Raw genomic sequence first — 12,970 nt, 5'->3', positions numbered from 1 at the left:
TGGACGCTTCCCCTTGAGGCCAGAAGCCAAGGAGGGGAGGCGGCTTCGTCGTATTCGCGTCGACCGACGTGCGCATGCGGACGCTTGGGGAAACCCTCCGCCGATCTGAAAACTCGGCGGAGCGGGACCGATGGGAAGACCGACGGGGACGACGAACGATCGTCCCCGAGTCGTGTCCTTACGCTTGACTTTCGATCGAGCGCAGTCGGCGGGGTTCGGGGTTGCCAACGCACGAAGTCCACTACAGAAGGGTTGCACATGATTTACGACAAGGGATTTGCCATCGTCGGTATCGGCTGCCGCTTTCCGGGCGGCATCGATTCGCTCGACGGCTTGTGGAAGGTTTTGTCCGAAGGGACGGACGTCGTCACTTCGATTCCCGGGGAGCGGTTCGACCTCGGACGCTATTGGCATCCGGACCGCAAGGCCCCGGGCCGCACCTGCACGACGAGTGCGGGGATCGTGGGCGACCTGACGCAATTCGACGCGACCTTCTTCGGGATGAGCCCGAAGGAGGCGGAAGCGCTCGACCCGCAGCAGCGCATGGTCCTCGAAATGGCCTGGGAAGCGTTCGAAGACGCGGGGATTCCTCCGTCCTCGGTCGCGGGCAGCAAGGCCGCGGTCTACGTCGGTGCCGCTTCGACCGACATGGGGATGATTCGCTCGGACGATATGGCGGTGACGGGCCCCTACGGGATGACGGGGACGTCGCTTTCGATCATCGCGAATCGCCTTTCCTACTTCTTCGACCTCCACGGCCCGAGCATGACGATCGATACGGCGTGCTCCTCGAGCCTTGTGGCTTTGAACGAAGCCTGCCGCGCGATGGCGGAAGAAAACCTCCCCATGGCGCTCGTCGGTGGCGTGAACGTGCTCCTTTCGCCCATGCCCTTCGTCGGGTTCTCCAAAGCCCACATGCTCTCGGAAGACGGTCGCTGCAAGGTCTTTGACGCGAAGGGGAACGGTTACGTCCGCTCCGAAGGCGGTGCCGTCATCATCCTGAAGCCCCTCGAAGCCGCGCTCGCAGCGGGCGACGCGATTCACGCCGTGATCCGCGCTACGGGCGTCAATTCCGACGGCCGTACGGCAGGCATCGCCCTTCCGAACGGGGATGCGCAAGCCGCCCTTTTGACGTCCATCTATACGGACCCCCGAGTCCCCGCTTCGCGCGTCGCGTACGTCGAAGCGCACGGGACGGGGACGGCCGCGGGCGACCCCATCGAAACGGCGAGCATCGGCCGCGTCTTGGGCCGGCCGGGAAGCGAACCCTTGCCCGTCGGCTCCGTGAAGTCGAACGTCGGGCACCTGGAAACGGGCTCCGGCATGGCGGGCCTTGCGAAGGCCCTCACGGTCCTTGAAAAGAAGACGATTCCCGCGAACATCCTTTTGACCGAACCCAACCCGAAGATCGACTTCGAGGGGCTCGGCATTCGCGTGCCGACCGTTTCGGAACCCTTGCCGAAGACGGACGGTCCCGCGCTCGTGGGGCTCAATTCCTTCGGCTTCGGCGGCACGAACGCGCACGCGGTGCTCGAAGAAGCGCCCGAAGCTCCGGAAGTCGCCGTTTCCTCGACGACCGGTGACGAACGTCTCCTTCCGCTTCTTGTTTCCGCGAAGAGTCGCGAAAGCTTGAAGTCGCTCGCTCGCGCCTACGCCGAGCGCGTGAAGGGCCTTTCTCCCGCGGAATTCAACCGTACGGCCGCCGCGGCCGCGCATCAGCGCGATCGCCTGCCGCACGCGGTGTGGCTGCGTGCGGAAACGCCCGAAGAAGCCGCCCGGTGGCTTACGGCTTACGCCGACACGGAACGCTTCCCCGACGGGGCGACGGCCGCGTACGACCATGCTTCGGACACGAAGAAGGACGGAAAGACCGAAAGCACGGCCGCCGCGGCCGCCTCGGCGGGTGCGGGCCGCCCTCGCATCCGTACGGCCTTCGTCTATTCCGGCAACGGCTCCCAGTGGGTCGGGATGGGGTCTGATCTTTTGAAGGCGAACGCGTGCTTTAGCGCCGCGATCGAACGCGTGGACGCGATTTTCGCGCCGCTCGCGGGCTGGTCGATTGCGGACTACCTCGCGAAGCCCGCAGCCGACTGGACCCTGGAGCGCACCGAAGTCGCGCAACCGCTTCTCTTTGCGATGCAAATCGGCATGACCGAACTCCTTCGTGCCGAAGGCATTGAGGCGGATGCCGCAACGGGCCACAGCGTCGGCGAAGTGGCCGCCGCTTGGGCTTCGGGCGCGTTGACGCTCGAAGACGCCGTCACGGTGATTTACGAGCGGTCCCTTTTGCAGGGACGCATGGCGGGTTCGGGCACGATGGCGGCCGTCAAGCTCCCCGAAGCGCGTTTGAAGGAACTCTTGGCCGCATACCCGGGCGTTGAAATCGCGGGCTACAACGCGCCCGACAATTACACGCTCTCCGGGGACCCCGAGGGGATCGAGCACCTTCGCACCGTCATCAAGTCGGAAGGGGGCCTCTGCAAGCTCCTCGGCATTCCCTACGCCTTCCACAGCTCCCGCATGGCGCCCTTGGAAGGGGACGTGCGACGTACGCTCGGGCGCCTTTCCCCGAAGGCCTCCCGCACGCTCTTTGTGTCGAGCGTCGACGGGAAGGTGACGGAGGGTGAAAAGCTCACGGCCGACTACTGGTGGCGCAACATCCGCGAAGCCGTGCGCTTTGAGTCGGCCGTCGAAACGCTCCTCGATCTCGGCGTCGACCGCTTTGTCGAAGTGGGTCCCCACGGGATTCTGACGGGGTACGTGCGCGCGATCGCGAAGACGAAGTCGGTCGACGCGAAGACCCTTTTCGTCATGCGCCGCGAGGATGCGGCTTCGGCGTGGGGTCGATCGGCGGCAACGGTTGCCGCCGCCTGGCCGCACGCGGCTTTGCTCGCTGCGTGGCCCGCCGTTTCCCGCGACCGTACGCTTCCGCGCTACCGCTGGGCCAAAAAGCGCTTCTGGGCGGAAGCGACGCCGGAATCGCGCCGACTTTTTGTTCGCGACCCCGAGGAGCACCCGCTTCTCGGGCGTCGCATCCCGCACGCGAAAAACGCCTGGGAGGCGGTCTTCGACCTTCAGACGCGTCCGTGGCTCGCAGGCCACGAGATCGATGCGACGGTGCTCTTCCCGGCGGCGGGGTTCCTTGAGGTCGCGGCCGAGGCCGCCCGCCGTGCGCTCGCCCCCGAGCGTGCGCTTGAGCTCAAGAACCTCATGATCCTGCGTCCCGCTCCTCTCGCGGACGCCCCCGCGAAGGTTTTTTCCACCAAGGTGGACGATGCGGGGACGCTGACGCTTTCGACCCGCGACGAAATGTCCGAGGACGACGCTCTCGTCAACCTCTCGGGCCGTGCGACCGTTTCGGATGCCCCGCGTCCTGCGGCCGTCAACCCGGAAGCGTTCCTGCGCGACGCCGAAAAGACGTTTGACATCGAACCCTTCTACGAGCGGCTTGCGGCCGAAGGTCTTTGCTACGCGGGCGCCTTCCGCCCGATCGAAGCGGCCCTTTTCGTGAAGGACGATTCGGAATCCGCCCGCATCGGCCTTGAGACGCTCGAAACGAAGGAGCGTGCTGCGGGCACGCACCGCGTCGTCGTCAAGCTCGCGAGCCGATCCGAAGAAGCGGACCGCGGCGAGGGGCTTTCGCCCGCGCTCGTGGACGGTGCGCTTCAGGGGCTTTTCTTCGCGCTTGAAGAAGCGGCGGCGAATGCGAAAGCGGCTCGTGAGAATTCCGAAAAGACTTCCGGGGCTTCCTCTCGTGCGACCTATTTGCCTACGTGGTTCGAGCGCACCGTGATTTGGGAGCGCGGCACGCCCGTTTGGGCGACCGCGGACCTCCTGAGCCTCACGGACCGCTCCGCCAAGGCCCTCTACACGCTCTACGACGCGAAGGGCGACGTGCTCGCGCGCCTCGAAGGCGTACGGTTCCTGCGCGTTCATAAGAAAGCGAAGGGCGTGCTCCCTGCTTTCTACTCCGAAGCCTGGTACGCGGCCGATACGGACCGTGCGTCGATCTTCGCCGAAGTGAAAAACGGAGCGACGTGCGAAGGGAAGGTCGAAGAGCCGGGTGAAAAGTCGAATGGCACCACGACTGAAGGGACGACCGCCGACGTCTCTCGCCTTCGTCGTGCGCTCTCCCGCGCCCTTTCCGACACCGCCCGTTCCATGGAATGGAACCCCGAAGCCGCGCTCGATGCGGATACGCTCCTTATGTGGACCGTCCTCGCGGGTCTCTGCGAATCCGTTCCCGTGAAGGACGAATGGGTGGCGGAAGAGACGCTCTTGACGAACGGAGCGTGGCTTGCCGAAGAGGCGGAGCCCTGGGCGAAGGTGCTCGTTGACCGGATGGTGGAAAACGGCCTTGCGGAAAGAAAGGACGGGCTTGTGCGCGTGCTCTCTGCCGCCGACTGTCCCGCCTGCGACGACCTCTTCCGTACGGTTTTGGCGGAAAGCCCCGAATTGTGGCCGGAACTCACGGCTCTTGATACGCTCGACGCCCGTCGTGCGGACTTGGTGGCGGGCGACGTCACCGCCGACGTCGTCTTCCCGAAGCGCGCGACCGTGATGAAGGCTTTGTTCGAGCGCATGCCCAAGCGCGCTCTTGCGCCCTATGCCGTGTGCCGGTACGTACGCGAAGTGACGGAGGCACTCGAAGCGAAGAAGACCCCCGTTCGTCCGAACATTCTTCTCGTTACCCGCTCGGGCTCGACTTACGCGAAGCTTTTGGCCTCGACCCTCCCGCGCTCGGTGACGCTGGTGATCGCCGCCGACGACTCGGAAGAAGCGTCGATGTTGGAGCGCCTTCGTGCCGAATACGCGGAAAACCCCCGCGTGAAGGTGACGGGGATCGCGCAGCTTGCCGATACGTTCTCGAATGCTTACTTCGACGCGGTGCTCCTCCCCGAGGGGCTCGCGTTCCTCGCGGACCCCGCGGCGTGCCTCAAGACCTTGGCTGCTCGAATGCTTCCGGGTGCGCCGCTTTTCCTCGTTGAAGAAGCCCCCAACACGATGGCGGACATCCTCAACGGGGCGGACGCCGCCTGGTGGCATGCGGAAGGGAACGGTACCTACTCGGGGCCCCTTGCCGACGAAGCCGCGTGGCTTGCCGCTTTGGAACGCGCGGGCTTTGCCGCTTCGCGCGTCGATACGGAAGAAACGGGGCTTGCCCCCCGCATGCTGATTGCGGCGGTGGTTGAGAGCGCCGAAGAGGATCGCGCCCTTCATGGCACGACGGAGGGCACGACGGCGTCGCTCTTGGCTTTCCTCCCCGCGGACCGTCTTCGCATCGTTGCGGGGGCGTCGGCGGAAGGCTTCTTGACGGACGGGAAGGAAGAGGGCGACGGTTCGACCCTTTCGGCTGCGCGTGCTTCGCTTCTCTCGACGCTCGTTCGCACGACGGGGGTTGAGCTCGTGACGGTGTCGGGCGGCAGCGAACACTCCGAATCGAGTGAAACGCGTGACGATTCCGATATGCTTGAGCGCCTCACTGTCGCTTGGAACGAACGGCTCGCTGCGTTGCCCGCGGGTACGCGTATCCTCGGGTTCTTCGACCTCGTGAAGACGACTAGCGAAAAGATCGAAAAGAACGAACCGTACGTTTCTGAAGCCGCGGACGCCTTCCCGCACGAACTCTTCGCCTTCTGCCGCGCCGCGGTGGCGGCGGAAAAGGCGGGAACTCTTCCTGCCGGGCTTGAGGTCGTCGTGGTTACGGATGCGCTCTCGGGCGTGCCGTGCACGACGGGTGCGGATGAGGTGGAATCCCCCGCCGCCCGTGCGGCCGTGGGGCTTCTGCGCGTCTTTGCGAACGAATGCCCGTCGGTGACGGTGCGCACGGTTGCTCTTCAGGACGGAACGGACGCATCGATCGAGCGCGCCTCCGTGGAACTCCTTCGCGGCTTCACGGCCGGGGGGACGGCACGTTCGGATGAAGCATCGGGTGAAGAACCGAAGGAATCGGTTGCGCAATTCGAAAGCGAAACGGCCGTTTCCGAAGGGCGCCTCTACCGACGCTACGTCGAAACGTGCGACCTCTCGGACGAGGCTGAGGAATTGCAGGGTGCGACCTCTGAGACCTCTGGGACCGCTTCGCTTTCTTCGAGGGCTTCGTCTTCTTCGAAGGAGGGCGACCTCACGCCCCGCCGTACGCTCGCTTTTGACGTTCCGGGCAAGCTCGACCACCTCTACTGGAAGTCGGACCGCTTCACCGCCCCCTTGGGCGACACCGAAGTCGAAATCGACGTCCGTGCGACGGGTTTCAACTTCCGCGACGTCATGTGGGCGATGGGGTTGCTGCCTGAAGAAGCGCTCGAAAACGGGTTCTCGGGTCCGACGATGGGCTTGGAAGCCTCGGGTGTGGTGCGCCGTACGGGTAAGAGCGTCACGAGCGTGAAGCCGGGCGACGCCGTCGTGGCCTTTGCCCCCGCGTGCTTCAGCACGGTCGTGCGTACGACGGAAGAAGCCGTGGCGAAGAAGCCCTCGAACCTTACCTTTGCCGAAGCGGCTTCCGTTCCGGTTGCGTTCTTTACCTCCTGGTACGCGATTCATTACCTCGGTCGCGCGCGCCGCGGGGAGTCGATCCTCATTCACGGCGCCGCGGGCGGTGCGGGGCTGGCGGCCATTCAGATCGCCGCCCACCTGGGGCTCGAAGTCTTCGCAACCGCAGGGTCGGACGCGAAGCGGTCGCTTCTGAAGCGCTTGGGCGTCAAACACGTCTACGATTCGCGCTCGCTCGCCTTTGCGGACGAAATCCGACGCGATACGAAGGGGCGCGGGGTGGACCTCGTGCTCAACTCCTTGGCAGGGAACGGCGCCGAAAAGTCCCTGGGGCTTTTGGCACCCTTCGGACGGTTCCTCGAGCTCGGTAAGCGCGACTTCTACGCCGACAGCCCGATGTTCCTGCGACCCTTCCGTCGCAATATCTCCTACTTCGGTATCGACGTCGACCAGATGTTGGTCGACTGCCCGGCGCTCGCTTCGGACCTCTTCCGCGAGCTCCTCGCGCGCTTCGAAGAGGGCGTCTTCCGTCCGTTGCCCCTCATGATCTTCCCCGCGGATGCGGCGGGCGACGCCTTTGCGACGATGCAAAGTTCCGTTCATATCGGAAAGCTCGTCGTCGCGTATCGCACGCAAAGCGAAGCGACCGACGAAGCTGCTGAAACGCATGAAGCGCATGACGTGCATGACGTGCATGACGTGAAGGAAACGCCGGTTTCGACCGAAGCCCTTCCGCGTTCCGTTTCGGGTCGTACGGTCGTCCTCTCGGGCGGTCTCGGGGGCTTGGGGCGGAAGGCCGCGGAACACTACGCCCGTGCGGGTGCGACGGGGCTCGTCCTTCTCTCGCGTCGCGGCTTGGCGGATCAGGACGCGGCCGAATTCGTGCGGTCTTTGGAAGAACGCTTCGCGGGGCTCAAGGTTGCGGCTCCGGCTTTGGACATTGCGGGTGACCGCACTGCCGTCGTGACGACGCTTCTTTCGGTCCTGGAAACGATGCCCCCCTTGGCGGGCGTCGTGCACGCGGCCGGGGTGTTGGCGGACGCCATGATCCCGAACCTGACGCGGGAAGCGTGCGAGCGCGTCTGGGGGCCGAAGGTGAAGGGGGCGGAAAACCTCCTGGCGGCGCTTGAGGCCCATAAGGCTCGGGAAGAAGCGAAGGCTGAGGAAGAAGAGGAAAAGGTTGAAGCGTTCGAAAAGAAGACCGCTCCCTTCTGCGTCCTTTTCTCTTCCGCTACGGTCTTGCTTGGGAACCCCGGTCAGGCGAACTACGTGGCGGCGAACGCCGCGCTGGAAGTCCTCGCGGAACGCGCCCGTCGTGCGGGTTTCGTTTCGCGTGTGATCGGCTGGGGTCCGGTCGGCGACGTCGGGATGCTGAAAGTCAACCCGAGCGCGAAGAAGATCCTCGAGTCGACCTTGGGTACTCCGGCACTCGATTCGACGGAAGTCTTGGCGGCCCTTGACGCCATGGTGGAAAAGGGCGGCCGTACGCCGCTCCACTTCTTTGCGATCGACTGGAGCCGCGTGGACCAATTGCCTGCCGCACGCGATCCGCGCTTTGCGGGGATTTGGGCGACGGTCGGGGAAAAGCGCGCCGATGCGGGTTCGATTCGCGACTTGCTGACGGGTAAGAGCGAAGAAGAGGCGGTCGGAATCCTCACCGAGCTCGTTGCATCGGAAGTGGCGAAACTCATGGGTGTGGCGGCCTCGGAATTGAACGCCCACCAGCCCGTGGCGGACTTGGGGATGGACTCCCTCATGGTGGTGGAATTGGCGGCTGCGCTCGAAGAGCGTCTTGGATTCAAGATCCCCGCCGTGTCGCTTTCGGGCGGTGCGACGATTCGCACGATGGCCGAGCGCTTCTGGAAGATGTTGAACGTCAAGAACGAAGGCGAACAGACGCTCGACGATCTCGCGCACCGTCACGGGGTCGCACTCTCCGCCGAACTGAAGGAAGGCGTCCTCGCGGACGTCGGGGCTTCGGGGAAGGGGGCGTGAATCGAGCTGAGGTGAGGTGAAGTGAGGTGAAGGACTGAAGGAACGCCGAAGAGTCGCCGAGGAGTCGGTAAGGAATCGGGGACGGCGGGCGTGCAACCCGCACGCCGTCCCCGAAAGAGGCAAGGGGCTCGAGCGCCCGATGCTTTTTCGGAGGTCTGCTCTTCGAGTCCTTTCGAATCCTTCACCGTCCTTCGCCCGCCTTCCCCGCTTCCCGACGGCCTTCAACGTTCGTCACCGTTTTTTGAGCGCAAGCGACGCTTGTCGCGTTTTGCGTTACGCTCTCGGGCAACCGAACCGCGGAGGAACGCACGCGAGGCGACGGATTCGACGAAGACGAAGACGGCAGGAAAGCCAAACGGCAAAAAGCGAAACAAGCGAAAACAGCGAAAACACCGACAAAAGCAACCACAAGACTTTTGAGAGAAATTCCCGTGACCGACAAACAAAATTCGATTTTCGGACTGACGAGCGCGGACCGCTCGAATCTGCTCGCGCGGCTGAAGAAGAACGCCGCTAGTGGTGCGGCTGGGGCTTCCGGGGCTGCCGGCTCGGCCGGCGGCCGTGCGCTCGACGAAGCCCGCTGGACTCCGGACCCGAAGACCCTCTCCTTTGAAGAGTTTCCCGCTCTGAAGCAGCTCCGCATGGAGCAGAGCGTCGCCGAACGCGCGGGGATTCTGAATCCCTTCTTTCAGTGCCACGACGGGATCGCAAAAGCCGAGACCCGCATCGGCGGCGTTCCTTTCCTCAATTTCTCGACCTACGACTACCTCGATCTGAACGGGCACCCGGAGCTTGAAAAGGCCGGCATCGAGGCGATGGAGCGGTGGGGAACGAGCGCGTCGGCTTCGCGCTTGGTGTCGGGCGAACGACCCCCGCACCGTGCGCTTGAAAAGACGATTGCGGACCTTTACGAAACCGAAGACGCGATTGTCTATGTGAGCGGCCACGCGACGAACGTTTCCACGATCGGAAAGCTCTTCGGCCCCCAGGACGTGATCTTTCACGACGCGCTCGCGCACAATTCGATCGTGATGGGGGCGCTCGCCTCCGGGGCGCGTCGCATCAGCTACCCCCACAACGATACGGCCGCCTTGGAGCGCCTCCTGAAGGAACACCGCCCGAAGGCGCAGCGCGCTTTGATCGTGACGGAAGGCGTCTTCTCGATGGACGGGAACATCTGCGACCTGCCGGGACTTCTGCGCCTCAAGAAAACCTGGGGGTGCTTCCTCATGGTCGACGAAGCGCACGCGTTGGGGGTTCTGGGTAAGACCGGTCGCGGGACGTTCGAGCACTTCGGGGTCGACCCCAAGCTCGTCGACCTCTGGATGGGGACGTTGTCCAAAACCTGCTGCGGCTGCGGCGGGTATATCGCGGGGACGAAGGGGCTCGTGGAACTCTTGAAATTCACCTCGCCCGGGTTCGTCTACAGCGTCGGGATGTCGCCCGTCTTGGCGGCCGCATCGCGCCGTGCGATCGAACTGATGCTCGCCGAACCCGAACGCGTCGCGAAGCTTCAGGTGGTGAGTCACGAGTTCGTGCGCTACGCCAAAGAGAAGGGCCTTGATACCGGGGCTGCGGAAGGCTATGCGGTGGTGCCGATCATGCTCGGAAGCTCCTTGCTTGCGGGGAAGCTCGCCGCGCGTCTTTTCGCCCGACACGTGAACGTGATGCCCATCATCTACCCCGTCGTCGAAGAAGGTGCCGCGCGTCTGCGCTTTTTCCTTTCCGCCGCGCACGACGTGGAGCACGTCCGTCGTGCGATCGACATCGTGGTGGAAGAGCTCCCGAAGGCCCGCGAAGACGTGGCCGCGATGGGGCGGTAAGGGAACTGAGGGCACTGCGGGTACGAAAAAACGGAGGCGAGCCGCAAAGCTCGCCTCCGTTCGGTAACGCAAGGTGTAGTTACGCGTTTTTCTGAGAATACGCAGCTTGCAGACGTTCGAGGTCCTCGGCGGTATCGACACCTGCGGGGAGGGACTCTTCGAGCACGGTCACGGCGATTTTGTCGCCGTTGTAGAGCGCGCGAAGCTGCTCGAGGCTCTCGGCCGCTTCCATCGGCGCACGGGGAAGGGTCGGGAACTTCTTGAGAAATCCGACGCGGTAGGCGTAGATCCCCATGTGGTGAAGGGGATGGCAACCTTCCGGCAGGGCGGTGAGCGCCTTCGGGGACTCGCAGCCGTCGGGCCAGGGGATGGGCGCACGGGAGAAGGTCAACGCGTTGCCGCGACCGTCGAGCACGACCTTCACGATGTTGGGGTTGAGGAAGCTTTCGACATCGTCGATCGGATGGGCGGCCGTGGCGATGGCGCATTCCGGATGTTCGACGAGAAGTTGAGCCACGCGATCGACGACCGACGTGGGGATCATGGGTTCGTCACCCTGAACGTTCACGACGACGGCGTCGTCGGGAAGCCCGAGCTTCGTAACGGCTTCGCTCAGACGATCGGTTCCGGTGCGGTGGTCGTGTCGGGTCATGACACATTCGATGCCTTCCTGGCGGCAAGCGTCAAAAATGGCTTCATGATCCGTGGCCACGACGATGCGTTCGGCGGAGGTACCGCGAACATTTTCGACAACCCTCACAATCATGGGTTTCCCGGCAAGAAGCTTGAGGGGTTTGTCCGGAAGGCGCTTGGAGTGCATGCGCGCGGGGATGAGAATGGTGTAGGACATCGGTTTGGAAAACGATCCGCCCACGGTCGGGAAGAATCGTCGTCGAAGGTAATGTAAAACGTAAAACCGCCGTCGCGGCCCGCTTTGATAAACTTTCGGGATCCCGACGGAGAGGATCTATTGTAGAAAAAAATGAAAGAGGTCACCCAACAATCGTCGTCTACGGCTCGCGGTAAGGATGTAAAGTCGAAAGGCCGCCCGGAGAAGCGTTCGGCGGAGAAAAACCGCATTCGTCGTCCCGGAGCGGAAACTGCTCCCTTGGCAAAGGCTTCAAATTCATCGTCTACGTTGACTTCTCCGGAAATATCCGAGCAATCGAAATCCTCCGCTACTGCTGCCACCTCAGGATCGCTCTCGGGTCGTTCTTTCCTTCTTCTTCAGGGCCCTCAGAGTCTCTTCTTCCGTCGTCTCGCCGACCGCCTGCGCGCGGAAGGTGCCACGGTCGCCAAGGTGAACTTTTGCGGCGGGGATGCGGTGCTCTGGGGCCTCACGAATCCCGCCATTGCCTACACCGGAGACATCTACGGCTGGCCCGAGTGGGTGGGGGACCTCTATCGCGAACGCGGCATCACGGACATTTGCCTCTACGGCGACTGGCGACCTTTGCATTGGGAAGCGGTGCGACTCGCGCACGTGCGCGGGATCCGCGTGTGGGTGTTTGAAGAAGGGTATCTCCGTTCGGGCTTTTCAACGCTCGAAGAAAACGGCGTCAACGGGCGGTCGTCTCTCCCCACGAACCCGAAGGAAATCCATGCCCTGGCGCAGGACCTGCCGGATCCGACGGAAGCAAAGCTTGAGAACGACCTCCACGACAAGGTGACGAAGGCGATTCTTCACCATGCGGGGAATTTCTTCCTCTGGCCCAAGTACCGTCACTACCGCACCCACCGCCCGACGAACATCTTTTTCGAGCTTCTGGGGATTTTGCCGCGCTACCTCAAGCGCGCGTCGCGTGCCAAGACCTCGCAGGAGACCCTGAAGGCCTTCGAAGAGCGGACGGAACCCTACTTCTTCTTTCCGCTCCAGCTCGTTACCGACAGTCAGATTCAGCTTTATTCCCCGTACGTACGCGTGCAGGAAGCGATTGCGGACGTGCTTTCGTCCTTTGCGCGCTGTGCGTTTCCCAAAACGCGCCTTCTGATACGCAACCATCCCCTTGACAACGGTCTCATTCGTTACGGGGACTTCATCCGCGGCTTCGCGCGGGAGCTCGGGATCGAAGACCGTGTGACGTATGTCGAAGACGGCAATACGATGAAGATGATCCGCGGTTCGCGAGGCGTCGTGCTTGTGAACAGCACCGTGGGGTTGATGGCGCTCGAAGCGGGTAAGCCCGTCTATTGCTTGGGGCGGTCGATCTACAACTTAAGAGGCCTCACGCAGTGCCTTCCCTACGTCACGCTCGACCGCTTCTGGCGGGCCCCTCAAGCGCCCGACCCGGAACTCTATCGGGATTTCAAGCGCGTCTTGGGCGAGAGAGCGCTCGTGCGGGGGAACTTCTATACGGACAAGGCGATGAAACTCGCGGCAGAGGACGCCGTGGAGCGCTTTGCGCGCTCGGAACGCACGAAACCCAAGAGCGGCATGATGGTGCTTCGCCTTGCCGAAGAACAAGGGGTGGCGGAGGTCGTCGCCAGTCTTGAGGCTGTGCCTTCCGGACGTGTTGGGGAAAAAACCGTCTGAACACGAAGGAACAGAGTGTCGAAAGGCGTATTTGATAAGCGCCTTTCCTCCTGATTGCATCCCTGTTCGCTTCCTCGTACGCTACTTTGATCGCTTTTTGTACGGCTTTGACGAGCAGCCACCCATTTTC

Annotated in this window: 4 protein-coding genes; 3 read left to right on the top strand and 1 reads right to left on the bottom strand. The window is 63.4% G+C overall.

The window, feature by feature from the left end; all coding sequences use genetic code 11:
- Nucleotides 1–258: 258 nt before the first annotated feature.
- On the top strand, nt 259–8,484 hold the full coding sequence (locus tag S6FBBBH3_RS07590) for a type I polyketide synthase (RefSeq protein WP_170143879.1): 8,226 nt from the start codon (nt 259–261) through the stop codon (nt 8,482–8,484).
- A gap of 431 nt (nt 8,485–8,915) precedes the next feature.
- On the top strand, nt 8,916–10,307 hold the full coding sequence (locus tag S6FBBBH3_RS07585; protein WP_197714300.1) for an aminotransferase class I/II-fold pyridoxal phosphate-dependent enzyme: 1,392 nt from the start codon (nt 8,916–8,918) through the stop codon (nt 10,305–10,307).
- Between the two features lie 79 nt (nt 10,308–10,386).
- Here the strand turns inward: S6FBBBH3_RS07585 and kdsB are convergent, their stop codons facing one another.
- Nucleotides 10,387–11,157, bottom strand: a complete 771-nt coding sequence (gene kdsB, locus S6FBBBH3_RS07580) for a 3-deoxy-manno-octulosonate cytidylyltransferase (RefSeq protein WP_120177171.1) — start codon at nt 11,155–11,157, stop codon at nt 10,387–10,389.
- A gap of 450 nt (nt 11,158–11,607) precedes the next feature.
- Between kdsB and S6FBBBH3_RS07575 the strand changes: the two genes are divergently transcribed.
- Nucleotides 11,608–12,840, top strand: a complete 1,233-nt coding sequence (locus tag S6FBBBH3_RS07575) for a capsule biosynthesis protein (RefSeq protein WP_170143878.1) — start codon at nt 11,608–11,610, stop codon at nt 12,838–12,840.
- Nucleotides 12,841–12,970: the final 130 nt, after the last annotated feature.

Source organism: Sutterella megalosphaeroides (genome assembly GCF_003609995.1).
Lineage (GTDB): Bacteria > Pseudomonadota > Gammaproteobacteria > Burkholderiales > Burkholderiaceae_F > Sutterella > Sutterella megalosphaeroides.
The sequence above is the reverse complement of the archived record's forward strand: the minus strand, read 5'-3'. Positions and strand labels throughout refer to the sequence as shown.

What these genes read in the sequence shown, in the direction of transcription:
- S6FBBBH3_RS07590 (WP_170143879.1), top strand. Translation starts at nt 259, where the DNA reads ATGATTTACGACAAGGGATTTGCCATCGTCGGTATCGGCTGCCGCTTT.
- kdsB (WP_120177171.1), bottom strand. Translation starts at nt 11,157, where the DNA reads ATGTCCTACACCATTCTCATCCCCGCGCGCATGCACTCCAAGCGCCTT.